This is a genomic window from Methylocapsa palsarum (assembly GCF_900114285.1).
Classification (GTDB): Bacteria; Pseudomonadota; Alphaproteobacteria; order Rhizobiales; family Beijerinckiaceae; genus Methylocapsa; species Methylocapsa palsarum.
Window position 1 is genome coordinate 61,563 of sequence record NZ_FOSN01000006.1, and the last position, 25,523, is coordinate 87,085.

The following is a 25,523-nucleotide window of genomic DNA, read 5'->3' on the forward strand; positions in this document are numbered from 1 at the left end:
CTTCGTGCGGACAGTAAAGAAAAAGGCGCGGCTGTTGTTTCAGCGATATTAAATTATTCATGTTGATGTTTGCAGTATTTTCCGGCGTCTTCTTGCGAGTTTGGAGTGTTGCCATGACGCTGATCCTGACGATCGAAAACGAACAGAGCTTGCCAAATGGCGCTCCTGTCAGCGTCAGGCTCGACGACAAGCGCAGCTTCGACATCGGCCGCGCCGCTCATCTTGGCTGGACGCTGCCCGATCCGACGCGATTCATTTCGGGCCGCCATTGCGAATTGAAGTATCGGGATGGCGCTTACTGGCTGAACGACCTGTCGACCAACGGCACGTTTCTGAACGGCGGAACCCGGCGGATGCAGGCGCCGCATCGGCTTCGCGACGGCGACCGGCTGTCTGTCGGCCCGTTTGTGATCGCCGTTTCGATCGAGGAGGAGGCCGGCGACGCTTCTCAAAGCGCGTCAACCGGACTTGACTCGGAAAGCGCGCTTACCCCGGAAAGTAGACTTGCCTCGGAAAGTAGACTTGCCGCGATCGCGAGCCAGGAGCCTGCGTTGGGCTTCGAAGCCGGCGAGCTGGCCTTGAACGATGCGGCCCCGCGAGGGGAAAGCGCTGGCGAAGGCCGGAACGAGGCGCAGGCGGGCGGCGAACTTTCGACCCTTCCGTTCAGCGCTCAAGCGCTGGAGATCGAAGCCTGGGGCGCAACGGATCGAAGCCAGGGGCGTGAACGGGAGGCCGTCAAAGGGGACGGCGGCCGTGCGGACGGCGGCGCCGAAGCTCCATCGGCTGAAGCGTTCTTGCGCAGCTTCGCCAAGGGCGCGGGAATTTCGGAGCAGATCTTCGCCCGCCAGGATCCGTTGCGGGTCGCCGAAGACCTTGGCGCGCTGATGCGCCTTAGCGTTGAAAATCTGACTCAGCTTCTCAGCGCGCGCTTCAAGGCCAAACGGTTCGCCCGCACCTCGAGCCAGACCATGATTCAAGCCCTCGACAACAATCCGTTGAAATTCGCGCCGACCCCCGACGACGCCCTGAAGATCATGTTCGGGCCGCGCACCAGCGGATACCTCGAGGCCAGACGAGCCTTCGAAGGCGCATTCAAGGATCTGAAGACGCATCAGGTGAATACGTTCGCGGCCATGCAGCAGGCGGTCCGCATGCTGGTCGAGGATCTCGATCCCGAAACTCTCGAGGAAGCCGTTGGACCGGAGGGGGGCTTTTCCGGACTGCTCGGGTCGCGCAAGCGCAGGCTTTGGGATCTTTATCTCGCCCGCTGGAACGCAAAGACGCTCCGCCACCAGGATGGGCTGGTCGACGCTTTCATGCTCTATTTCGCCGAATGTTATGACGAGGCGAAGAATCCCGAGGCGAGATCCTGAGGCCGCCGCGGTCCGCGTCGCGACCGGACAGCCGCGTCGACAAGATTTCCAGGGAAAATTTCAGGCAAGATTTCAGGAAAACCCATGAGTGAAAAAGATCCGGGCCGGGGACTGGAGGAGAATGACGACCGCACCGTGTTCCGGCCGATGCCGGCGGCTCGTCCTTCGTCGGGGATCGCTCCGTCGGGAATCGCGCCCAATCCCGATTCCGGCGAAGCCTCGCGCCAACCGGCGCCGAACCTCGCCGAAGAAGGCACGATTTTCCGGCCCAATCCAGGCGGGCGCCGTCCGGCCGGCGTCCTTGCCGATCCGGCCCGGAAGCCGCCGCCGCCGGTCCCGCGGCAATCCGCCGTGCAGGGCCTCGACCTCACCGCTCCGAACGCCAATCCGATCATGCAGGCGGCCGGACCGCTCCTGCTTCTGCTTGGAAGATTGCGCACCGCGCTTTTGCGTGCGCCGGGGCCCGGCCTCACCGCGCAGATCGCCGCGGCGATCGAGAAGAGCGAACGCGACATGCGCGCCGTCGGGGTCGCGCCGGATGACGTCGACACCGCCAAATACGTTCTGTGCGCGACCGCTGACGAAGTCCTCTCCAATCTGCCTGACGAGGACCGGAATCCGGCGCTCCAATCCGGCCTCATGACCCGCTTCTTCGGGGAGACCAATCAAGGATCGCGTTTCTTCGACGAACTCGACCGCATCAAGCAGGACACGTCCGCGCGCCACCAGCTGCTTGAACTGTTTCAGGCCTGCCTGGCGCTTGGCTTCCACGGCGGGCGGCAGACCCTGCCCGGAGGCGCAGCGACGCTGCAGGATCTCAGGCATGATCTCTCCGAGGTTCTGCAAAGATCGGCTCCAGCGCCTGTACGTCAGCTGTCGCCGCGATGGGAAGGCCAGCCGCTCGCCAGCCACGCTGTCAGCCTGCGGGTTCCGCTCTGGACCGCCGCCGGCGTGGCGGGGCTGATTGTCTTTGCGAATTTTGTCGGCCTTCGTCTTTCTCTCAGCCACCAGGCGGAGGCGGCGGCCGAAACCCTGATTGCGCTGAACCCGCAGACGCCGGTCTCCATCGCCCGCAAGGTGGCGGTCGATCCCCCGCCGGCGCCGCCGCCGACCCAGGCGCAAGTCTCACAGATCGATCATATTCGAAAGGTTCTCGAGCCGAACATCGACGCGGGATCGTTGAGCGTCGAATCCAGCGCGAACCAGATCGTCATCCACATCACCGATCGGGCGCTGTTTCAGCCCGGGAAGGCGACGATCCTCGAAGACGTGCGTCCGCTCATGATGTTCATTGCTCTTGCGCTCGACGACGAAAAGGGCGCCGTCAAGGTGGTCGGCCATTCCGACAACACGCCGATCTCGAATGCGCGGTTCGCCTCGAATTTCGAGCTGTCGCTGGAGCGGGCGAAGGCCGTGGGCGCGCTTCTCAAACAATCGCTTTCGCGGCCGGAACGGGTCGAGATCGAAGGCAAGGGCGCGGATCTCCCGATCGCTTCGAACGATACTCCCGAGGGACGCAACAAGAACCGGAGGGTCGAGATTGTCGTTCCGCGCAGCGACTGAACGCTTGTGTCCATGGCCTTTGTGTCCCTGACGCGGACGTCCTGGCGCCCTGCGTTTCAGGAATAGGACGATTTGAAGAAACGATTCTGGACTGACGGACCCGGCGGGAATGTCTTTTAGGCGGGTCGGAGCGAGAACGGGCGGATGAATGACTGGTAAGACTTGGGCTCGCATCCTCATGAGCATCGTCGGCGCGGCGGCGATCGCGGCGCTGATCTGGTTCGGCGGACCGCTCGCGCGGATCGCGGACAGTCACCCGCTTGAGGATTCGTTTCCGCGCGTCGCGGCGATCCTGATCGTCTTGAGTCTCATCGCCGGCGCCGGCGCTTATCGTTTGTACCGGCGTAACGCGGGCGCAAAGCGGATCGCCACCGGCATGAGCGCCAGCGACAGCGACGCGCCTGTGCTCGCCGAGCGGATGAAGGAGGCGCTCGGGGTTCTGCGCGGCGTTCGCGGCGGCAGGGCGAATTATCTTTATGACCTGCCGTGGTATGTTCTGATCGGGCCGCCTGGGTCGGGCAAGACGACCGCCCTTGTCAATTCGGGGCTTGAATTTCCCCTTTCGCCTGGCGGCGGCGCGCCCGGGGCGGTCGCGGGCACCGGCGGCACACGATATTGCGACTGGTGGTTCACCAGGGATGCGGTTCTGATCGACACCGCGGGACGCTACACGACGCAGGATTCGGACGCCAAGGCGGATCAGAAAAGCTGGCTCGCGTTTCTCGACCTTCTCAAGCGCAACCGGCCGCGCCAGCCGATCAATGGCGTCCTCGTCGCGATCAGTCTGGAGGATCTGCTCACGCTTTCACCGGCGGAAGCGGCGGCGCATGCGGCGGCGATCCGGGCGCGCCTGATCGAATTGCACCAGCGGCTTGAGGTCGATTTCCCGGTCTATGCGCTGTTCACCAAGGCCGATCTCGTGATCGGCTTTATGGAGTTTTTCAACGGCCTCGACGAAACCGGCCGGTCCCAGGTCTGGGGCGCGACGTTCCAGACCATGGACAAGACGAAATCGATACTCGCCGATGTTCCCGCAGAATTCGAGGCGCTTCTAGAACGGCTCAATCAGCAGGCGCCCGCCCGGCTCGACGAAGAGAAGGATCCCGCGAATCGCGTGCTCTCGTTCGGGTTTCCGGCGCAGATGGCCGCCCTGCGGCCGCAGGTCATCGGTTTTCTGAACAAAATCTTCGACCCTGCCCAATATAAGATCAACGCCGCTTTGCGGGGGTTCTATTTCACCTCCGGAACCCAGCAGGGCACGCCGATCGACCAGTTGATCGGCGCCCTCGCCAAGGGGTTTGGCGCCGAGGCGGTCGGAACGCCCGCTTATTCAGGCCAGGGTAAAAGTTTTTTCCTGACCGATCTCATCAAGACGGTGGTGATCGGCGAAGCCGGTTGGGTGTCGACCGGCCGGACGCGCCGTCTCCTCAGAATGGCGGCGCTCGCCGGAGTCGTCGGGCTGTCCGCTCTCGCCGTCGCCGCCCTGTGGGCGAGCTATGCCCGAAACAGCCAGGAGATCGCGCAGACCGAGGCGGCTGCGGCGGCCTACAAGGCGCAGGCCGGTCTCGCCGGCGCGAACGCGGTCAGCGACCACGATCTCAGTAAAGTGCTGAAGGAGCTTCATGAGCTGAGGTACCTGCCGTCCGGCTATGCGGATCAGAGCGCGGCGTCGAGTTCGGGGGGCGGCCTTGGTTTGAACCAGGCCGGGCGGCTAAGGTCGGCGGCCGAGACGGCCTATGGGATCGGACTTGAGCGGCTCTTGCGGCCTCGCCTTGTGTACCGCCTCGAGGAACAGTTGGAGGAACAGCTGGAGGATAAAGCCGGCGATCCGGCCCAGCTCTTCGAAGCGCTGAAAGTCTATTTGATGCTTGGCGGGCTCGAGACCGTCGACCGCCAATTGCTGATCAACTGGATGGAGCGCGACTGGTCCGAGAAGCTCTATCCCGGACCAAAGGCGAGCGAGGGGCGCAAGGAGCTCGAACAGCATCTTGTCGCCATGCTCGACCTCGAAAATGGACGCGGATCGTTCGTGTCCCTGAACGGCCCTCTTGTTGACAAGACGCAGGCGGCTCTGGCCCGGCTCGATGTCGCCGAGCGCGCGTATCAGCTTCTCGCGGCAAGGGCCAAGGCCGCCCTGATGGACGATTGGACGGCGGCCAGGGCCGGCGGCGCCGGAGCGGAGCTCATTTTCACCGAAGCGGTGGAGACGATCCGGATTCCCTATTTTCTGACCAAGCCCGGATTCCAGCGATTCTTTCTGGAAAAGCTCCCCGGCGTTTCCGAAGAAATGACGCGTGACCGGTGGGTGTTGGGATCGGCGGGCGAACAGCCCGCGATTTCCGCGCAATACGACAAATTGCAGGAAAGGCTCGTCGATCACTACGTCAAGATGTTTACGGAGGCCTGGCGAGACGGTCTCGGAAAGCTGAAGATCCGCCGTCTGACCGCGGAACGTCCCGCCTATCCGTTGATGGCGGCTGCGGCGTCTGTCACGTCGCCCTTCGCCCGCATTCTGGAATCGGCGCGCGACCAGACCTACCGCGTGCAGGATCAACAGAGCCCCGACGCCGACCCGCTTTCGTCATCGGCCGCGGACGTCGTCGGCTCGGCGGGCGAATCGCCGGCGAGGATGATCGACGACGCGCTGTCAGCCTATCATCGGGCGGTCGAGGGTCAGCCGGGCGAGCGGCCGATCGATATTTTGACGTCAAGGTTGAGCCAGATCCGTGACAATTTGAGCCGGTTCGCCGCCAATGGCGCGCGGGACGATCAGCTTCGCGCGAAAATCGCCGGCGAAACCGTCAAGCTCAAAAGCGAGGCGTCTTCGCTGCCCCGGCCTTTCGCGCGGATGTTCGAGACGACGGCCGACGACATAGCCCTCGAACTCGGCGATTCCTCCGCCGGGCGGAGCGGCGATGTCCGTTCGGCGATTTCGCTGATCTGCGAGGAGCGAATCGCAAGCCGCTATCCTTTCAAGCGCAACGCCGAACAGGAAGTCACGCTGGAGGATTTCACCCGCATGTTCGGCCCCAAAGGCCTCATCGATCAATTCATCAATGAACATATCCTGACTGCGGCGGACACCTCCGGACCAGAATGGAAATGGCGCGGCGACAGCGCTCTTTCAAAACAATTGGGCGTGTCTGGATTGACCGATTTCCAGCGCGCGGCGGACATCCGGGACGCGTTTTTCGGGGCCGGAGCGTCAGCGCCTGGCTTTGTGTTCAATATCACCCCGCCGCCGTCCAGCACGGCTAAACTCGACATTGATGGAACACTTATCGACCCCGACGGGGCGGACGCCGCCGTCGATGTGTCCTGGCCAGGATCGGCCCATATCTCGATCAGCGTCGGGTCGAAGGCCCGCGCCGGCTCAAGCCTTGAGCGCAGCGGGATCTGGGCGATCTACCGGATGCTCGACGCAGGCCGCATCAACCGCGATGCGTCGTCGGTGCGATTTTCAATTGGAGGGCGCGATCTGACTTACCGGCTGAATTCAACGCCCGCTTCGCCAAACGCGACCATGAAGCCGCTCGATCTGACGCAGCTTCGCCGGTTCCGCTGTCCGAACGGAGCCTGACTTTGATGGTATGCGGGCTGTTTGGGAAACTTGCGGCCAAACGCGATTTTGTCGCGCTGTCGGTCCCGCGCGAGTTCTTGCGGGTCTGGGAGCCGTGGATTGACGAAGGTATGGCGACCGGCCGCAAGCGATTTCAGCCAGGGGAATGGGAACAGGCGTTTCTCTCGGCGCCGATCTGGCGTTTCTGGCTTGGCTCCAGTCTGTGCGGCGACGCTTTCACGGGAGCCTTGATGCCGTCCGTCGACGCTCTAGGCCGATTGTTTCCCTTGACCCTTACGCTGAAACAAGGAGACGGCGAAAGATTCGAGTCTCCCGACGTCGATTCGCGGGACGATTGGTTTGAGCGGGTCGAGGAATTCCTGCTGGCGACGCTGGATCCGCGCACGCCCTTCGAGACGACCTTATCCCGGCTCGCGGACCTTCCGTCGGCGCCGGGCGACCCGGAAACGAGCGCAGAAAATCACGCTTCGGCGATCTTTGCCGCCCTGCGGCGAGAACATCGCGACCTTCCGGTTTCCGCGGCGACGTTCTGGTGGACGATGGGCGGATCCAATTGCGCGCCGCTCGCCACGTTGCAGCGCTCGATGCCGCCGCCGAGGGCTTTCGCCGATATGCTGACGACGGGACTCGCGCATCCGCCACGAGCGGAAGCGCGCCTGAATTAATCCGGGACCAGATTATGAAAAACAAGCCGCGAAAATTCGAGTGCGGGGCCGCGACGGACACCGGAAAGGTCCGGCTGGAAAACGAGGATTCCTACCTCGTCCAGCCGGAAACGGGCGTCTGGGCCGTCGCCGATGGAATGGGCGGCCATGAGGCCGGATCGCTGGCGAGCAATGTCGTCGTTGACGCCTTGCGCAAGATCGCCGAGCCGGTTTCGGTGACCGATCTTTTGACCCGGTGCCGCGAAAGGCTCGCCGCCGCCAACCGGCGCCTCCTCGAGATCGCTGAGGAAAGAGGCGGCATCATCATCGGCGCGACAGTCGCGGCTTTGCTCGCCTTCGAGGGCTACTACGCCTGTGTCTGGTCCGGAGACAGCCGCATCTATCTGGTCCGCCATGGCAGGATCCGGCAGCTGTCCCGCGACCATACCGAAGTCGCCGAACTTCTCGCGGAGGGCGTCCTCACCAGCGAAGAGGCGCAGACATGGCCTCGCCGCAACGTCATCACCCGTGCGGTCGGCGTGCATCATGACCTTGATCTCGAAGTCTCCCAGGGCCTCCTCCAGAAAGACGATCTCTTCGTTATTTGCAGCGATGGGCTCACCACCCATGTCAGCGATGACGAGATCCTCGACGCCACGCGCGGCGAGACGCCTCAGGGCGCCTGCGACGCCCTCGTCGCTCTCACCAACGAACGGGGCGCGTTCGACAATGTGACGGTCGTCATCGCCCGTTACGCGCCGCACGGCTCGACCATCGTCTTCGCTCAACCGGCGCATGCCTTTGCGCAATCGGAGCATGGATGAACCAGGCCGCCACCTTCGGATCGACGCGGCCGATCATTCCGGCCGGCACCCAGCTGAACGGCATTTACGAGATCGACGAGCCGATCGCGGCCGGCGGCATGGGCGAGATCTACAAGGGCCATGCGATCCAGACCGGCGACCCTGTCGCGATCAAGCTCATCCGCACCGACCTCGCCGAGGCCGAGGCCGCGTTCGCGCTGTTCCGGAAGGAAGCTTCCGCGCTGCATAACCTCTACCACGAGGCGATCGTCCGCTATTATGTCTTCACCATCGATCCGGTGCTTGAGCGGCCCTACCTGGCGATGGAGTTCGTCGACGGACAATCGCTCTCCGCCATGCTGCGCGGCGGCCCTCTCGCATTCGAGGCGGTGCACCGTCTGATGCAGCGCATCGCCGCCGGATTGCACGCCGCGCATGAACGCGGAATCATCCACCGGGACGTTTCGCCGGACAACATCATCATTCCGGCCGGGGACATGGCGAAAGCCAAGATCATCGATTTTGGCATCGCGCGCTCGACGCGGCTCGATGACGAGGGAACCATTATCGGCAGCGGCTTCGCGGGAAAGTATAATTATGTCTCCCCGGAGCAACTCGGCCTTTTTGGCGGCGAGGTCACGCCAAAATCGGACATCTACAGTCTGGGCCTCGTCCTCGCCGAAGCGCTTCGGAACGGCCCGATCGACATGGGAGGAAACCATGTCGACGTCATCGACAAGCGGCGCGTCGTTCCCGATGTCGGCCCCATCGATCCGCGCCTGCGGCCGCTGATCGAGACAATGCTGCAGCCAAATCCAGAGGACCGGCCGGCGTCGATGGCCGACGTGGCGGCCTGGCCGGTCAACGCGGTTTCGGCGCGGGGGGCGACCGGATTTACCACGGCAACGGGCGCCTTCGGACAGGGAGCCTCGGGGCATGCAAGCTCGGGGCAGGGAGCCTTGGGGCATGGAATCTCGGGGGCCGCGACGAAACTCGCCACGGCCGGACGTGTCCCGGCGCTCCTTGCGGGCGGCGGCGCCCTGGCGCTTCTCGCGGTCGGCGCCGGTCTGTTCATGATGGCGCGGACGCCTCCGCGCAACGTTCCTCCCCCGCCTGTGCTTACAGAAGAGTCGGGTTCTTATTCTCCTGCTCCAGAGTCTTCGGCGGAGACTTCCCCGTCAACACGTTCGCCCCCAGGATCCTCGCCAGCGCAGACGGACGCGCGCCCGGCCGCCAGCGTGACGGCGGGCAAAATCGCAAAGCCGGCAGAGGCCTCCGCCTCAAGCGGCGGAGCGGTGAAGCCAGGTCTTGCGCCGATGAACCTCGCCAAGCTGGAACTCTGGCCGATGCGAGACCCGGGCGACGCCGCTGACTCCGTTCAGCGCGCCAGACTTCAAAGCTACGCTCAGTTTTTGAGCCAATACGACGGCGGCGATTGTTTTTTCGCCAGGCCATTGTTGCTCAGTGACGGCGCGGCCGCTGTGGAAGGATTTGGATCGTCGACGCTTGCGGTGCAAAGCCTCGACCAGGCGTTTCGGGAAAAAGGCCTTGACGTGGATATCGGCGCCCGGCAGGTCTCGGCGGGCCAGTGTCCGGCGATCACATTCCTCGGCCGCCTCCGCGGGGCGACCGATTCCGCGCCAAATCTCGAGATCGCGGCGTCGACCCTCACGCTCGGTCAGCCGCTCGCCGGGACGATATCGGGTTTGAACGGTCGGCAGGCCGACGTGCTTGTGGTGTCGAGCGACGGGTCCACCCGTTCCTTGCCTCTGGCGCCGATCGAAGGACGCGACGACGCGATGTCCTTCAGCTTCAAAACCGGCAGCGACCTCGCCGACGGCAGGCTCCAGCTTGTCGTCGCAATCGCAGGATCGAAGCCGATATCGGCGCTGCGCGCCAATCAGCAGGCCGCCGCCGTCAAGATTTTTTCCCAGATCATCGCGGAGGCCGAGAAGTCAAATCTGACGCTCGCCGCCGCCGTGCGCTCCTTCAAGGTCGAAAAATAGCGGCTGTCCAACCGCTCCGTCACGGGACATGGCGTTTACCTCGTCTCGTTTGGCAAAGTCATTGCATGAAAGCGATAGTCAGTAACGATGTGATATTAGAATAGTTCTAGTTTGGTGCGTTAAGCTTGCCGGTCTCCCCAAGATGCATTACTTAACCCTCGCTGGTTTCGATGGCGACAGGTCTCAAGGTGCGGCTCCTCGATGATCGTATGCTCCTGTAATGTACTGTCCGACGTCAAGATCAAGGATGCGCTTGGTCACCCGATCTGCCCCCGAACGCCAGGCGCCGTCTACAAGTGCCTCGGCTGCAAGTCGTCGTGCGGCCGTTGTCTGGAAACCGTCAAAATCATCATTGCCGAATCTTTGGCGGAGCGGGAGTCGCGCCGGACGCCGAAGGAGGCGTCCTGTCTCGCGCAAGCCGCGCAGCGCATGCGGCCCGCTGCTTTGCCGCTTGCGTTGCAGCTGGAAAAATCGATCGGCTGAGGCGCTCCGCCGCCGAAATAGTTTGTCATCTTTTTCTTGCCTGCACTAAGATGCCTCGACGCGAGTCGAGAGCGCCGCCTTGGCGATTTGGCGGCGCCTTGCTTGGCGCGACGTCGTGATCCGATGGGTTTACCGATCGGAAAATTCGGTCGACTTCTTCGGAACAGACCCCATAAACCAGGGAGCCCCCTCTCATGAGAGGCGACGAAAGAGTTCTAGACTATCTGAACCGCAGTCTACGTAGCGAACTGACTTCAATCAATCAGTACTGGCTACACTACCGCATTCTCGACAATTGGGGCTTCAAGGATCTCGCCAAGAAGTGGCGCGCAGAATCCATTGAAGAGATGGAGCACGCCGACCGTTTCACGAGCCGCATCCTTTTTCTCGAAGGGTTTCCGAACATGCAGGTTCTCGATCCGTTGCGGATCGGCCAAACGGTGGAGGAGATTCTCTCTTGCGACCTCGCCGCGGAACTGTCGGCGCGCGCGCTCTATACCGAAGCCTCCGAATATTGCATTTCGGTCCATGACCGCGTGTCGAAGGAGCTCTATGACGACCTGTTGATCGACGAGGAAAAGCATATCGACTTTCTCGAGACGCAACAGGAACTCATCCGACAGGTCGGGGTGCAGCTCTACAGTCAGAAACACATCGGCGAACTCGACGGCAAATAGCCGCTAGACTTCAGTTTTCGCCAATAGACGCGCCGCTTCGATCAATCCCGCGGTGGAAGGGTCGAGGCCTCGCGTCGAACGGGCGCCGTCGGCGATGATGGGCGCGAGTTCGATCGCGAGTTCCTTGCCGAGTTCGACTCCCCATTGATCGAAGGAGTTGATGTTCCAGATGACGCCCTGTACGAAGACTTTATGCTCATAGAGAGCGATCAGCCGGCCAAGCGCGCGCGGCGTCAATTGCTTGTAAAGCAACGTGCTGGACGGCCGGTCGCCAGCGAACGCCTTGTGCGGCGCCAGCGCGACGGCCGCTTCGGAGCTCAGTCCCTCAGCCTGCAACCGTAGAACGACCTCGTCGAGGGCGCGTCCCTGCATCAGCGCCTGACTTTGCGCTAGGCAGTTCGCGAGGAGCAGCTGGTGGTGCGCTGGGTCGGCGCAGGTGGGCTCGGCCGCGATCAGAAAATCGACGGGAACGATCGTCTGGCCCTGGTGGAAGAGTTGAAAAAAGGCGTGCTGGCAATTGGTCCCGGGCTCGCCGAAGATGATCGGCGCGGTCGCCATCGTGACCGGAGCGCCTGACAGATCAACGGATTTTCCATTGGACTCCATGTCGAGCTGTTGAATATAGGCTGGAAAGCGCCCGAGCCGCTCGTCGTAGGGGATGATGGCGAGCGTCGAAAATCCCCAGAAATCGCGATACCAGACGCCCAGCAGCGCCATGATCACGGGGATGTTGCGTTCGAGCGGCGCTTCAAGGAAATGCGTGTCGATGTCCTCGCCGCCGCGCAGGAATTCCTGGAATTGCCGCGCGCCGATCCCGATGGCGAGCGAAAGTCCAATCGACGACCAGATCGAATAGCGTCCGCCGACCCAGTCCCAGAAGCCGAAGACCCGGTCGCTTCGCACTCCGAATTCCGCGATCTTGTCGAGATGCGTGGAGACGGCGCAGAAATGATCCGCCACCGCTTTCTCGCCCAGCGTCCTCGCGACGCGATCGCGCGCGGTCCTGGCGTTGGTCATCGTCTCGAGCGTCGTGAAGGTTTTCGAGCAAATGACGAAAAGGGTCGTCGAAAGCGGCAGGCGTTTGAGAGTATCGCCTATATCCGCGCCATCGACGTTGGCGACGAAATGCAAGGTCAGATGATCGGCGACAAAGGGAGCAAGCGCTTGCGCGGCCATTTTCGGGCCGAGGTCCGAGCCGCCAATCCCGAAATTGACGATATCGGTGAACCGCTCTCCATTGGCCGCTTTGATGGATCCACTGCGAATGGCCTCGGCGAAGGCTTCCATTTTGCCGCGCTCGGCGACAACGTCCGGCATGACGTCGACGCCCTCGGCGAACATGGGCTTGCCGGACAAATTCCGCAGCGCCATGTGAAGCGCCGGGCGCCGTTCGGTGGCGTTCACGGCTTCGCCGGCGAACAGGGCGGCGCGGCGCGCCTCGACCCTGGCGGAACGGGCGAGATCGAGAAGCAGCGCGAAGGTCTTTTCAGTCAGGCGATGTTTGGAAAAATCGAAAATCAAATCGTCCAGCGCAATGTGAAAGCGCGCGAAACGTTCAGGATCGTCCTGAAAAAACTTCGAGATCTTGACGGCGCCGATCTCGCGTTTGTGCGCTTCCAGCGCTGACAGAGCCTCGGCGACCTCATCACGAGCCATGCGTTACCCCAGGATAAAGCTCAAGCGCGGCGACACTGCTTTGGCGCTGCGGGACAGTCCATCGCGAATTCGCCGCACCATTGCGCGGGAATCCTCTCCCCGGCAAGCCCGTCCTCGCCGCGATCGCTCGGCAGTTTCAGCATCCCGCCGCGCTCCCCTGCGGCATCGCCGGTCGCGCCAGCGCTCTCTGCGTTGAAGGCAGGTGCGCAAAACGATGACGTCCCGGCTTCAGTCTTGAAGCCGGGACGCTCGTTAGGTCGGAACTTTTAAAGCGGATCAGATCCCGAAGATCAGGGATTGTAGGCCCGCTCGCCGTGTTCGGTGATGTCGAGGCCTTCCTGCTCGGCCGCTTTCGGCACTCTGAGACCGATCAGCAGATCAACGAGTTTGTACAAGATAGCGGAGCCGATGCCCGAATAGAGAAGGGTGAAGACCACGACCTTCAACTGAATCAGCACTTGCGCCGCCATGTCGTACTCGCCAGCAGAGGCCTCGCCCGGCTTCAATGTATAATCGGTGAGGCCGACGCCGCCGAGCCAGGGCGCGACGACGATGCCGGTGCCGATGGCTCCGATGATGCCGCCGACGCAATGCACGCCGAAAACATCGAGAGAATCGTCGTAACCAAACCAGTTTTTGACGTAGCTGACGAAGAAGAAACAAACTGCGCCGGCGACGAGGCCGAGAACGATCGACCCCATCGGCCCGGCGAAGCCCGAGGCCGGAGTGATCGCGACAAGGCCCGCGACCGCGCCCGAGATCATGCCCAGAAGCGACGGCTTGCCCTTCGCCGCCCATTCGACGAACATCCAGCTGAGCGTCGCCGCCGAGGTCGCGATAAAGGTGTTGACGAAAGCGAGCGCCGTCGTTCCGTTCGATTCAAGGTTCGATCCGGCGTTGAAGCCGAACCAGCCGACCCACAGCAGCGAGGCGCCGATCATCGACATCGTCACTGAATGCGGCGGTTCGATATCGCGGGGATAGCCAATTCTTTTGCCCATGATCAAGGCGCCGACGAAGCCCGCGATGCCGGCATTGATATGCACGACGGTGCCGCCGGCGAAGTCGAGCGCGCCGATCTTCTGGAAATAACCAGCGTTGGCGAGGACGGCGTCAAGCGCGGCCTGCGCCGTCGCCTTCGAGGCGTCGTCCTTGGCGGCGGCGACGGCCTTGGCGGCGTCTCCGATGGCGTCCGGTCCAGCCCAGTACCAGACAAGATGCGCGATGGGGAAATAAATGAAAGTCACCCAGAGCGTGATGAAAACCAGCAAGGCGGAAAATTTCATGCGTTCGGCGATCGCGCCGATGATCAGGGCCGGCGTGATGCAGGCGAACGTCATCTGGAACGCCATATAGACGTATTCAGGAATAACGACCCCGTTCGAAAACGTCGCGACATTCGAGTTGGCGTCGATGCCTTTGAGGAACAGCCGGTCGAAGCCGCCGATGAAATTGTTCCATTCGAGCGGGCCGAGGAACGACAGCAGCCCGTCTTCTCCGTCAGTCAACGGGAACGGGGTGTGATCACCTTCCGTGAAGGCGAGTGAATAGCCGAAAACCACCCACAGGATTGAAACGAGCGCGACGATCGCGAACACCTGCGACAGCACCGACGCCATGTTCTTGGTCCGGACCAGACCGCCGTAAAAAAGGGCGAGTCCGGGAACCGACATCATCAGAACGAGCGCGGTGGACACGAGCATCCAGGCCGTGTCGCCCTTGTTGGGGACTGGCGCGGGCGCCGCGGCGGGATCGGCCCACGCGAGGCCGGCCGCGCCGCACGCCAGCAGCAGCCCAAGGCCGACCGCCTTCCATGCTGCCGGGGAAGGTAAATTCAGTTTCATTATTCAACTCCTGCGGGTCGATCGTAAAAAGAAGGCCTCAAAGGGCGTCGAGATCGCGTTCGCCGGTACGAATCCGCACCGCCTGATCCACACTGATGACAAAAATCTTGCCGTCGCCGATCTGGCCTGTCCGCGCCGCGGCGGTGATCGCCTCGACCACCTGACCGACGAGTTCGCTCGAAACCGCGACCTCGATCTTCAGCTTGGGCAGAAAGCTGACCGCATACTCGGCCCCTCTGTAGATCTCCGTGTGACCTTTCTGTCGGCCGTAGCCTTTGACTTCGGTCACCGTCATCCCGTGCACGCCAAGGCTTGTCAGCCCGTCACGGACCTCGTCAAGTTTGAACGGTTTTATGATCGCCATAACGATTTTCATGTGGATTTTCCTGCTTGCGCCTATCAGAGAGCCGTCGAAACCGTCCGTGAACCGGCCCGCCGACGTAGGCCGGGCGCTCACTTTCGTAAGCGGCCGTGCTTGAGGTCACTGCTAGCAAGCGACGGGCCTTCTAGCAATCGAGCAGCCAGTTTTTACCGAAAAGTGATCGATTTTTATGCTTTTGTCGGATCGTTCACGGTGGGGTCACCGATCAGATCCGTTGTCCTCGGTCGTCTTCGATCGTGTAGCAAAGCGTGGGCCGCTCAACCTTGACCGCCGCGGCGCAACTAGGAGTTTTTAACTTTGCCGCGCACACGGAGAATTCGCCGACGCACTCCGTATCATCGAAACGGCTTAAAATTAGGCGGCAAGCTTCAGATCAATCCGGTCCTGGGCCGGATGAGGCCTTCCTGCATGACGGAGGCGACGAGGCGCCCGTCCCGGGAAAAGAGCAGGCCGCGCGTCAAGGCGCGAGCGCCGCACGAATTCGGACTGTCCTGCGCATAGAGCAGCCATTCGTCGGCGCGAAAGGGCCGGTGGAACCACAGGGCGTGATCGAGGCTGGCGACCTGGATGTCCTTGTCAAAAATGAAATGGCCATGCGCGATCAGCGCCGTATCCAGAAGCGTCATGTCGGACAGATAGGCGAGGACCGCCCGGTGGATGGAGGGATCGTCGGGCAACGGACCGCTCGCCCGCAGCCAGACGGATTGCTGCGCGTCGCCCGGCGCCTTCTTGACATAGCGCGACAGATCGACCGGACGCGCTTCGATCGGCCGGGCCTGGGCGAACCAGCGCCGAATCTGCTCCGGAATGAGATCGCCGAACCGCTCCAGCATTTCCGCTTCGCTCGGCAAAGTCTCGGGCAACGGAACGTCGGGCATCGCGTCGGCGTGTTCGAAGCCGGGCTCTTCGATCTGAAACGACGCCGACAGTGAAAAGATCGCCCGCCCGTGCTGGATCGCGTCGCATCGCCGCGTCGCGAAGCTTTTCCCGTCGCGAAGGCGGTCGACTTCGTAGATCACGGGAGCGGAAGGATCGCCCGGCAGAAGGAAATAGCCATGCAGCGAATGCGGCGAGCGTCCCTCGACGGTCCGCGCGGCGGCGACGAGAGCCTGGGCGATGACGAGGCCGCCGAAAACGCGTTGCCAGCCGACCTGCGGGCTGCGGCCGCGGAAAATATTCTCCTCGATCTTTTCGAGATCGAGAATGGTCAGGAGATCGCCGATCGCATGTGACATGGCTTGGCCGCGGCTGGTCACTTCACGCTTTTGGAGACGTCCTCGATCGGCTGTTTCGAGTCCATTTTGATCGTTTTCATCTTGCCATTGGCGGCGGCGATCGCGGCGGCGAGATCGACGCTGCGGATCGATTGATCGTTATGGGTCCGGAAATACCATTTCAGGTTTTTGAGATCGGCGACGCTGGTCCACAACGTGTAATCGGCGTGAACGACGCCGTCGACCTCGTCACGCACCGCGCCGTCGGGAATATCGAAGGCGTTAAGAATATGGAAAGCCGCGAGAACCGCCTCGGGCGCCGTCTGTGAAGGGAGCGCGGCCTGGGTGAAGGCGACCGCGCGGACCAGCCGCGACGGCGGCGTGTAATCGCCAGGCAGGCCATGCATGCCGCTGCCCTGGCCGAACTGGGCCAGCTTGAGGTCTGAAAGCTCCACCGGGGGAACGTTGGTCACCGTCAGATTCACGTAATTTCGCAAATTCGTCATATGCCAGTCGAAGGTTGGCGAATTCGACATCACGCCAAGCGGATTCTCGTGGAGCTTGAGCCTTTGATCAACCGGCTCGATGACGATGGATTTGCCGCTGCGATCGTGAACCACGAAATGAACCGGCGGAGCCTGTTTGATGGCCTCGATGACGACCGGCACCAGCGAAACCTTGTCGAAATTGGCCCTGACTTCGTCGAGATTGGCGAAATTGCCGAGAAGCCAATTGGCGTATTCGTGTGGCGCCATCGCCTCCGCCGCGTTTTCCGGGCTCAGTTCGGGATAGGAAGCGTAGCCCGGAAAATAGAAGACGCCGACGTACAGGCCCTGATCGTTCACGCCATCGATGATGACAGGGAGCCCGACGGCGTTGGCTCCGACCATGCCGTATTTGGTCGTGTAGGACAGGCCCTTGCCGCCATCGGGGGTCGATCCGGTGAGCTTCGCGCCCTTGGGAATGACGAGCACGTCGGACTTCAGATCGAAGCCGAACTCGAGGGTCCGTCCCGGAACGACGCCGCCATCCTTGGCGATGAGCCTTATGCCGGTGCAGGCCTGCGCCAGGGGCGCGGCCCCTAACACCGCCGCCAGAGCCGCCGCCGCCAATCTGCGGATCATGTGTGTCTCCCGGAACAGAGCAGGGCGATCAAGAATGGCGAGAGGCGGCTCGCGAAAAGCCGCACACGCGCCTTTTTCGGAAAGACTTGCGGTTGTTTCTGCAAGGCCTGTTTCAGAAAGGCCTGTTTCAGAAAGGTCTGTTTCTGAAAGACTTACTTCAGAGAGACTTGCGCTTACGAATCGAGATGGCGGGCTTCTTCGATCAGCATGATCGGGATGCCGTCACGGATAGGGTAGGCGAGCTTGGCCGCGCGGGAAATCAATTCCTGGCTTTGCGCATCATATTCCAGGGTTGTTTTCGTCTGCGGGCACACCAGGATTTCCAGGAGCCGCGGGTCGATCCGCGACGGCTCCGGCGCCGGCTTGATGGCGGACTTTTGATCCTTGCTTGGCATTGAGCACCTCTTTATCCGTGCCGTGGATGGAGGAGCCCCGTATAGATTGATTTTACGGAAAGGGGAACCGTTATAGTCAAGCCCTTATCGCCACGCCGTTGTCGAAGCGGCGTCTATTGAAGCGCCGTCGTCGCGCTTCGGCCGCGGGCGAGTTCGAATTCGGTGATGGCGACAAGGACGTCGGCTCTCACCTTCAGGTCCGTGGCTTCGAGCAGGGCCTGCTTCTCCTTCACTCCGAACGGGCTCATCATGGACAGGGCGTTGACCAGGGCTTCGTTCGGAGCCTCGTGAACGCTCGACCAGTCGATCTGGAGGTTGTTGGTTTCGGCAAATTCGCGCAGCGTGCGAAGGACCCCGTCGCGGTCAACTTCCTCCTCGCCCGCGCGCGGGCTGAAATCGACAAGATAGGGAGTGAAGTCGACCTGGCATTGACGGTAGGAGGTCGTCGCCGTGATTTCCTCGACCACCTTGAAGCGGGCGACGCCCGTCAGCGTGACCATGTATCGGCCGTCTCCGGTTTCCGCCAGCTGGGTGATGCGCCCGGCGCAGCCGACTGCGCAGAGCGGCGTCGCGTCGCGGGCGGGAGCTTCCGGATCCGGCTGGATCATCCCGATGAGGCGCGAACCTTTCATGGCGTCGTCCACCATGGCGAGGTAGCGCGGCTCGAAAATATTCAGCGGGAGCTGGCCGCGCGGCAGCAGAAGCGCTTTTGGGAGCGGAAACACCGGGAGCACGGCGGGGAGTTCGTCGGGCGCGCGATAGGGGATGTTGATCGTCATCTCGAAACTCCTGACCGCTGATGGCGTCCGGCCTCGGGCCGATCCTGCCGTCATCGGCCAGAAACAGTTTAGACCGTGGCGCGCATATGGGAAGAGGCGGGGAGGGCGACAAATAGCGCGCCGGGAACACAATTAGTTCATGTTTCAGGCCATCACAGGCCGCGCCGGCCCAAGCCTGACGCGGCGAGATCGGCGGAGTCGGGCCGATCGCCTTTCATTTCTCGAACGCGAATATTCTTTTCCAGTCATCCTTCATACTGACGACAAGCCAGCCGCTGGCGGCCGCCTCGTCAAGGCCCTTGTCCAGCTTTCCGATTTTTGACTGACGGTCGTAGGCCCATTCCCGCACGGAATCGGTATGCCGGATAAAGACCGGCAGGCGTTCGCCGCCGCCGGCGGCGGTCCATTGCAACATCGCAAGATCGCCGTCCGAGTTGCCGAAGGCGGCAAGCGGGCGGCGACCGATCTGCTGTTGAATCGCGACGGGCTTCGCTTCCTTGTCGTCGAAAAAGAAGAGTTCCGGAAGCTTCACCATGACGGGCTTCCCCTCTCGAATCTCAAACTTGAGCTTGCCGCTGGTGCCGATGATCTGCTCGGGCGCAATTCCATACACCCGCTCGGCGAACACGCGCATGAACTCCACGCCGCCGCCGGACACGATGAAAGTCTTGAATCCATTGGCGCGAAAATAGGCAAGCAGCTCAAGCATGGGCTGATAGGCCATTTCGGTATAGAGCTTGCCTGTCGCCGGATGTCGCGCCGTCTCGATCCAGGCGCCCACTCTCCTGGAGAATTCCTCGGTCGTCATGCCCGTATGGGTCGCCGCAAGCAACGGGGCGATCGATCTCGCGCCGCCGGCCATGACGGTCTTCATGTCGCCTTTGAGCGCCGAAGCGAAAGGCTGTTTCGTTTTCCATTCCGGATGCTGCGGCGCCAGGTCCCTGATCTGGTCGAGGACGAAAAGCAACTGGAAATAGGCCGGCTGCTCGGACCAGAGCGTCCCATCATTATCGAATGTCGCGATCCGTTCGGCCGGCGGCGCAAAGCCGGCCTCTCCCGGCGTCGTCACGCGCTCCACGAATTCGATGATTTTCCGCTTCGCCTCGCCATCGTTCCACGACGGCAGCGGATCCGCTTGCGCCCAGCCGCGAACCGGAAGCGCGGCCGCAACAATGGCTGATCCCGACATCTGCAGCAGGACGCGGCGATCCATTGGCGTCGCCAGCTTCGGCACGCCTCGACGCAGCGGCTTATCAGGAATCATGAAAACAGCAGCGACGAGAGCTTTTTCCGGGCCCCGATGGTGGCGGGATCGGTCGGACCCCATGCTTCGAAGAATTGCAGCAATTGCTTGCGCGCGCCGTCATCGTTCCAGGCGCGGTCGCGCTTGATGATTTCAAATAGGGCCGAAGCCGCCTCGTCGCGCCTGTTGCGGCCGTTGAGCGCGATCGCGAGATCGAAACGCGCCTGATAATCGGCCGGATCGGCCTCGATGGCGCGCGCGAGTTCGACGGCGTCGCCGAGGGAGGCCGCCTGTTCCGCAAGATCGACCGCAGCCCTCGCCGCGATGATCGCGGCGTCGCGCTCCCCATCGGGCGGAACCGAGGCGAGGACAGCTTTGGCGCCTTCGATGTCGCCGGAGGCCGCGAAGATTTTCGCCAGGGCCGCGGCCGCGGCGAAATCACCGGGGTCCTCGGCGATAATCCCCATATAGACGTCCACGGCCCCCTCCGAATCCCCCGCGGCGAGCAGAGCCTCGGCCTCGGCATGGAGATCCTCGTCCTTGCCGATCGGACCGGCGAGCCGTTCGATGAAGCCACGGACCTCGGAGTCCGGCAAGGCGCCCATGAAACCGTCGACCGGCTGGGCGCGCTGGAAGGCGATCACCGCAGGAATGGACCTGACGCCGAGCCGGGCGGGGATTTGCGGATATTCGTCGATGTTGAGCTTGACGAGCTTGACCTTCCCTCCGGCCGCTTTGACGACCTTTTCCAGAATGGGCGCGAGTTGCTTGCAGGGTTCGCACCAGGGCGCCCAGAAATCGACCAGGACCGGCTGCCGCGCCGATTCCGCGATCACGTCAGCGCCGAAGCTTTCTGTCGACCCCTCCTTGATGAGGGGGCCCGGCTGCTCGCCCGCCTGGGGCTGGCTCTTCAGCTCCGCCTTTTGGCCGAAAAGTCCTGTCATGTCACGGCCTCCTGGGCGCAATCCGGTCGCGCAATGGTTTCGCGGACCCAAAATGCGTCGCCGCCGCCAAAACCGCAAGCCTCGTCGGGGCCCGAACAGAAAAGACCGGGACTGGAATAGATGTTTTTATCATTTGTCTGTATTTGTTTTTCATCATCCCATCACACTCGCTGAAACTGATTTCGCCTTGATGGTCTTCTTGATGGCGTAAGGAATTGATTGTGGAGGAAAGCGCCATTATCGCGCGGCTGGAACGCCGTTTTGGAAGGGTTCACGCCCGCCAGAGAATTGGCATCGAACACGACCATGAAGCGCAGGCGTTCGGACACGGATTAAACTTCTTCCATATCGAAAACTGGGTCTATGCGACCTGGACGATCCAGAGCGCCCTTCGTCTCGTCGGCCTTTATCGGCGGGCCTGCGACAACGCGGCTCGCGTCGAGTTGCGTTTCAACACCATCCGCTCGAAACGTCTTCCGGCCGCCTTTGACGGCTTCACGATCCTGCATCTCAGCGATCTGCACGTCGACATGAGCCAGCCCGCGATGAAGCGGCTGGCCGAGCTCATAGCCGGGCTGCAGTACGACATCTGCGTGCTGACCGGCGATTACCGCGGCAAGACCTACGGACCGTTTCGCGCCGCGATCGAGGGAATAGCCGCTGTCCGATCGTATCTTGACGCTCCGGTTTATGGCGTGCTCGGCAATCACGACACGATCCTGATGACGCCGGAGCTGGAGGACATGGGCATCCGGATGCTGTTGAACGAGTGCGAGGCAATCGAGAGTCAGGGCGCGATTCTCCACCTCGCCGGAATCGACGACGCCCACTTTTTTCGCGTCGATAATATCGAAAAGGCGGCGACCTCGATTCCTCCCGGCGATTTTTCAATTCTTCTGTCGCATACGCCGGAAGTCTATCGGCAGGCGGCGCACGCCGGTTTCGATGTCCTTCTCGCCGGCCATACTCATGGCGGCCAGATCTGCCTTCCAGGATCCATTCCGCTGACGCTCGATTCCGCTCTGCCGCGGGCGTACGGATCCGGGGCGTGGGCCTACAGGCAGATGGCCGGCTATACCTCGGTCGGAGCAGGGTCGAGCGTCGCGCCGGTCCGGCTCAATTGTCCTCCCGAGATCACGCTGCATCGCCTGGAGCGAATCGAAGACTCGTCGGACCTTGCGTCCGCCGCGGGCTAGAGCGCTTTCCGATCGCATGAAATCATGCGATCGATCAGAAATCGCTCCAGCGTCAAAGGCTTGAGCATAGTCTTGTCGATTGGATTGATTCAATCCAATCGGAATATGCTCTAGGCTCTAAGCTACGCTTTGCCCGCGCCATTGGCTTTGAACATGCATGAACGCGCTGGATCTGCCGTGAACGCTTCCGCATGAGGCGCGCGCGGCGCCGGCTCGTGCATGAAAGCGTTCACGGCATGACGAAAAAAGAGGAATGGGTTGTCTGGAACGGCTCCATGGGAATCCTCGACATGGCGACAATCGGACGCGTCGAGGAGGACGGGAGCGGCAAGAGCGGCAGGAGCGCCTTCCTCGCGCCGCCCTACGCAATCGTGGGGCCATTCAGTCTCGATGAACTTGAAACGCAGGGCAGGATCGCCTTTGGCGAATGTCTCGTGATGTCGCGTCAGAGATGGAAGGACGATCAGGTCAATCTGCGCCGGGAAGCGCAGGAAAAGCGCCGGACCTTCCAGGTTCTGGCGGAATTCGGCGAAGACGATCAGGAACACCGCAAGGCGCTGGATCTGCCCATGGCGGGCGCGCTCAAGCCAACGGAAATCAAGGGGGCCTTCCGCCGGCTGGCGAAGACCGCGCATCCTGACGCCGGCGGAAGCAACGAAGATTATCGCCGCATCTCAAAGGCGCGCGACGCGCTGCTTCAGCGTTTCTGAGCCTGCGGTCGAAATCAGGCCTCTCCGAAAACCTCATGGCGAAACAGAGCGGGAGATTCGCCGCGCGGCGGCCGCTCTTCTTCGCCTCTCGATATCCGAACCATCACGCAAGCGCAGACAGGCAAAAATCGACCATTTGATCGGCGGTCGGCTCAGGATCTTCGGCGCATTCCACCACGAACCGGGGGTGAAGGAAACGCAGACAGGCGTTGCGGACAAGGATCGCCGCTGTTTGCGGAACGCCTTGCCTAAATTCGCCAGCCGTCATTCCGCCGGAAACGATGTGAACCAGTTCCCGGTCCACCGCCTCGAGGTGCGTGTCCATGATCGGCCACCGCTCATTATAGGTTCTTTCAAGGAGGTCATGAAGCTTGCGGTCGGACCTGAAGCGGTCAGAATTCAGCTTTTCGACCTTGAGGATAACCTCTCGCAACCTCACGCCTGCGGACCGCGGAGAGTTGGCGATTTTCCGAATTCCGGTTTCCACCTCGGCGAGCAGCCGGCCCGCGACGGCCTCATTGATTTCGCCCTTGGTGGTGAAAAAACGATAGATGTTCGCCGGAGACATGTGCAACTCGCGAGCAATATCGGCGACCGTGGTCTTCTGATGGCCGATTTGCCTAAACAGATGCTCGGCGACATCAAGGATGTCGGAGAAAGTATCCGAATTCTTTAGCCCCACGTTGGCCATTAGCTGCAAACCCCCCGTAAAAAGCGAAAAATAATAGTATGGCGAGAACAGCCGTCAGCCTTTAACGTCAGGAGATAGCATTAGTTCCTTTCAAAGGAGGATTTGTGCACGGCGATGCCGCATTGCGGCATGAGGCGACCGCTCCGCCGAGCGTGCGCCGCTCCGACGTCGCCAAGCGTCGCCTCGCTGGAGACGGGACATTTCCGTCCCGATAGAGGAAGCTTCGGTCAGGTCGGCGCGGGCAGGGTTATGCCCTGCATGAAAGAGGGATAGGCCCGGCATGAAAGCGCAGGCGATCGCGCCCGGAACGTGGATCACCATCGCTTTGGCGCTGGCGACAGGCCTCGCCTGGAGCGCCAACGCCGGCGGCATGAGAGACGCTCTTCGCGAAAACGCGCTCGACCTTGTGTCGGCCTCCTCGCACGCGAGCAGTTCGCCCCGGATCGTGGTGGTGGATATCGACAGCCCGGCCCTGAGGCAATACGGACCATGGCCCTGGGGCCGCCTGATGCTGGCGCGTCTCGTTGATGCGGTCATCGAGGCGAAACCCCTTGTCGTCGGCCTCGACATGCTGCTGGCTGGCGAGGACAGGCTTTCTCCGTCGGCCATCGCGCGCCGGCTGGCGACGCAAACCGCGCGCTCGGATCTCGCGGCGATCGCCGGCGAGCTCGCCGACGGCGATCTGGAGCTTGGGCATGCATTCGAGCGGAGCCAGACTGTCCTCGGCGCGGTCCTGACCGACGAGCCGGAGCCAAAATTCCGCGCCTCCGCGCCGATCCTTGTGCGCGGCGCCCCTCGCCTGCTTCGGATGTGGTCCGCTAAAGCCGCGATAGGGCCGTTGCCCCAGCTCGCGCGGTCAGCGGCGGGCGTTGGCCTGATCGTCTTCGAAAACGACCCCGACGGCGTCGCCCGGCGCGTCCCGCTGCTCGCGCTCGCCGGCGGCGAAACGGCGCCTGGTTTCGCCGTGGAGATCGTGCGCGTCGCGGAGGAGGCCTCGACGCTGGTCATCGACGGGGCGCCGCCGCGCCTGCGGATCGGCGGCCTCGTCGCACCGCTCGGCGTCGACGCGATGTTGCGTTTCCGCGCTTCCTCGCCCGGCGTATGGCCGGAGCGAACGCTTTCGGCGACCCGCATTCTCGAGGGACGTTTTGACGCGGCGGCGATCAGGGATAGCACCGTCCTGATCGGCAGCAGCGCGCCCGAAGTCGGAATTCTCCGCCGGACCGCCAAGGCTGAAGCGGCGCCGACCGTGCAAATCGAAGCGGATGCGATCGCGACCCTGCTGTCGGGAAAGGTTCCGATGCGCCCTTCGTATCTTTCTTTTGTCGAGACGGCCGGAGCCACGGCGCTCGGCCTTCTCTCGTTCGGCGCGTCGCTTCGGTTGCGGCCGGCCCGAGGCCTGCTGGTCGTTTGCGCCCTTGCGTCCGGATGGGCGGCTGCGGCCGTCCTGCTCCTGCGCTGGCGCGAACTTTTATTGGATCCAGCCGGGCCTCCCGTCGTGGCGCTGAGTCTCTTCGCTCTCTGCGGATTGAGCGCGGCGATTCAGACCGAACGACGCGAGCGCCGTCTGCGCCAGCGCTTCGAACAACATCTTGCGCCGGCGATCGTGGCCCGCATTCTGGCGCGCCCGAACGACCTTCGTCTTGAGGGCGAGTCGCGCGAGGTCACCGCGCTGTTCACCGATATCGAGGGCTTCACGGCCATGACCGAGCGTTCGCAGCCGCGCGAGCTGATCGCTTTGCTTGACGCCTATTACCAGCTGCTCGCCGACATCGTCGTCGCGCATGGCGGGATGGTCGACAAGATCGTCGGCGACGCCATTCTTGCATTGTTCAACGCGCCCCTTGATCTGCCGTGCCATCCCCAACGCGCCGTCGAATGCGCCGTCGCGCTCCGCGACGCCACCGAAGCGTTCCGCGAGCGGCCCCAAGCGCAAGCGCTCGGCCTTGGCCGTACGCGGATCGGCCTCGAAACCGGATTCGTGATCATTGGCGATGTCGGCGGCAGGCGTAAGCTCGACTACACCGCTCATGGAATGGCGATCAACACCGCCGCCCGCCTCGAAGCGGCCAACAAGGAGCTCGGAACCTCGATCTGCATAGGTCCCGTCGCGGCGTCGCGGCTCCCGCCGGGTCTCGTGCGATCGGTCGGCAAGCTGATGGTGCGCGGACGCAGCGACGAACTCGAAGTGTTCGAACCGCTGCGTCTCTGATCGC

General features: G+C 62.5%; 21 protein-coding genes. 11 read left to right on the forward strand and 10 right to left on the reverse strand.

From position 1 onward, the window contains the following. Window positions 1–113: 113 nt before the first annotated feature. The 8 genes from tagH (at window position 114) to bfr (ending at window position 11,129) form a co-directional block, all read left to right on the forward strand. Window positions 114–1,373 carry a type VI secretion system-associated FHA domain protein TagH gene (gene tagH, locus BM177_RS08315; RefSeq protein WP_175492536.1) on the forward strand — a complete coding sequence of 420 codons (1,260 nt, stop codon included), beginning with the start codon at window positions 114–116 and terminating at the stop codon, window positions 1,371–1,373. 84 nt (window positions 1,374–1,457) lie between these two features. Next, window positions 1,458–2,936, forward strand: coding sequence for a type VI secretion system protein TssL, long form (tssL, locus tag BM177_RS20915; RefSeq protein ID WP_091681037.1), 1,479 nt, complete (start codon window positions 1,458–1,460; stop codon window positions 2,934–2,936). 148 nt (window positions 2,937–3,084) lie between these two features. Then, entirely contained in the window at window positions 3,085–6,516 is a 3,432-nt protein-coding gene (gene tssM, locus BM177_RS08325) for a type VI secretion system membrane subunit TssM (protein WP_091681039.1), read from the forward strand. A gap of 5 nt (window positions 6,517–6,521) precedes the next feature. Continuing rightward, window positions 6,522–7,181 (forward strand): type VI secretion system-associated protein TagF, encoded by a 660-nt coding sequence (gene tagF, locus BM177_RS08330; protein ID WP_091681041.1) that lies wholly within the window; start codon window positions 6,522–6,524, stop codon window positions 7,179–7,181. Between the two features lie 14 nt (window positions 7,182–7,195). Beyond that, complete coding sequence (locus tag BM177_RS08335; protein ID WP_091681043.1) at window positions 7,196–7,984, forward strand: PP2C family protein-serine/threonine phosphatase; 789 nt, start codon at window positions 7,196–7,198, stop codon at window positions 7,982–7,984. Next, window positions 7,981–9,969 (forward strand): serine/threonine-protein kinase, encoded by a 1,989-nt coding sequence (locus BM177_RS08340; protein WP_091681045.1) that lies wholly within the window; start codon window positions 7,981–7,983, stop codon window positions 9,967–9,969. The genes BM177_RS08335 and BM177_RS08340 overlap by 4 nt, the downstream gene beginning before the upstream one ends. A gap of 201 nt (window positions 9,970–10,170) precedes the next feature. Then, window positions 10,171–10,452, forward strand: coding sequence for a (2Fe-2S)-binding protein (locus BM177_RS08345; RefSeq protein WP_091681047.1), 282 nt, complete (start codon window positions 10,171–10,173; stop codon window positions 10,450–10,452). A 194-nt stretch (window positions 10,453–10,646) separates the two neighbouring features. After that, the gene (gene bfr / locus BM177_RS08350) at window positions 10,647–11,129 is read left to right on the forward strand and encodes a bacterioferritin (RefSeq protein ID WP_091681049.1); all 483 of its coding nucleotides are present in this window, start codon (window positions 10,647–10,649) and stop codon (window positions 11,127–11,129) included. Window positions 11,130–11,132: 3 nt separating this feature from the next. On the opposite strand, the gene pgi is transcribed toward bfr, so the two are convergent. The 9 genes from pgi to BM177_RS08395 all read right to left on the reverse strand — a co-directional run bounded on the left by pgi (window position 11,133) and on the right by BM177_RS08395 (window position 20,710). Next, window positions 11,133–12,785, reverse strand: a complete 1,653-nt coding sequence (gene pgi, locus BM177_RS08355) for a glucose-6-phosphate isomerase (RefSeq protein ID WP_091681051.1) — start codon at window positions 12,783–12,785, stop codon at window positions 11,133–11,135. A 290-nt stretch (window positions 12,786–13,075) separates the two neighbouring features. Continuing rightward, window positions 13,076–14,629 (reverse strand): ammonium transporter, encoded by a 1,554-nt coding sequence (locus tag BM177_RS08360; protein ID WP_091681053.1) that lies wholly within the window; start codon window positions 14,627–14,629, stop codon window positions 13,076–13,078. Between the two features lie 37 nt (window positions 14,630–14,666). Next, complete coding sequence (locus BM177_RS08365) at window positions 14,667–15,005, reverse strand: P-II family nitrogen regulator (protein WP_091681055.1); 339 nt, start codon at window positions 15,003–15,005, stop codon at window positions 14,667–14,669. 374 nt (window positions 15,006–15,379) lie between these two features. Then, on the reverse strand, window positions 15,380–16,246 hold the full coding sequence (gene tesB / locus BM177_RS08370) for an acyl-CoA thioesterase II (protein WP_091681319.1): 867 nt from the start codon (window positions 16,244–16,246) through the stop codon (window positions 15,380–15,382). Window positions 16,247–16,263: 17 nt separating this feature from the next. Continuing rightward, window positions 16,264–17,349, reverse strand: a complete 1,086-nt coding sequence (locus BM177_RS08375) for a linear amide C-N hydrolase (protein WP_091681057.1) — start codon at window positions 17,347–17,349, stop codon at window positions 16,264–16,266. A 173-nt stretch (window positions 17,350–17,522) separates the two neighbouring features. Beyond that, the gene (locus tag BM177_RS08380) at window positions 17,523–17,744 is read right to left on the reverse strand and encodes a Trm112 family protein (protein ID WP_091681059.1); all 222 of its coding nucleotides are present in this window, start codon (window positions 17,742–17,744) and stop codon (window positions 17,523–17,525) included. A 113-nt stretch (window positions 17,745–17,857) separates the two neighbouring features. Continuing rightward, entirely contained in the window at window positions 17,858–18,523 is a 666-nt protein-coding gene (locus tag BM177_RS08385; protein ID WP_091681061.1) for an LON peptidase substrate-binding domain-containing protein, read from the reverse strand. A 214-nt stretch (window positions 18,524–18,737) separates the two neighbouring features. Next, window positions 18,738–19,736, reverse strand: coding sequence for an HAD family hydrolase (locus BM177_RS08390; protein WP_091681321.1), 999 nt, complete (start codon window positions 19,734–19,736; stop codon window positions 18,738–18,740). Between the two features lie 47 nt (window positions 19,737–19,783). Next, window positions 19,784–20,710, reverse strand: coding sequence for a thioredoxin family protein (locus tag BM177_RS08395; RefSeq protein WP_091681063.1), 927 nt, complete (start codon window positions 20,708–20,710; stop codon window positions 19,784–19,786). A gap of 221 nt (window positions 20,711–20,931) precedes the next feature. On the opposite strand from BM177_RS08395, the gene BM177_RS08400 reads away from it, so the two are divergent. Together BM177_RS08400 and BM177_RS08405 are read left to right on the forward strand one after the other, a co-directional pair. Further along, a complete protein-coding gene (locus tag BM177_RS08400; protein ID WP_091681323.1) occupies window positions 20,932–21,906 on the forward strand; it encodes a metallophosphoesterase in 975 nt (324 codons plus the stop codon). A gap of 236 nt (window positions 21,907–22,142) precedes the next feature. Continuing rightward, entirely contained in the window at window positions 22,143–22,616 is a 474-nt protein-coding gene (locus BM177_RS08405) for a molecular chaperone DnaJ (protein WP_091681324.1), read from the forward strand. Between the two features lie 103 nt (window positions 22,617–22,719). On the opposite strand, the gene BM177_RS08410 is transcribed toward BM177_RS08405, so the two are convergent. Next, window positions 22,720–23,307 carry a TetR/AcrR family transcriptional regulator gene (locus BM177_RS08410; protein WP_091681065.1) on the reverse strand — a complete coding sequence of 196 codons (588 nt, stop codon included), beginning with the start codon at window positions 23,305–23,307 and terminating at the stop codon, window positions 22,720–22,722. Window positions 23,308–23,587: 280 nt separating this feature from the next. Between BM177_RS08410 and BM177_RS08415 the strand changes: the two genes are divergently transcribed. Next, window positions 23,588–25,519, forward strand: a complete 1,932-nt coding sequence (locus BM177_RS08415) for a CHASE2 domain-containing protein (RefSeq protein ID WP_091681068.1) — start codon at window positions 23,588–23,590, stop codon at window positions 25,517–25,519. The last annotated feature ends 4 nt before the right edge of the window (window positions 25,520–25,523 follow it).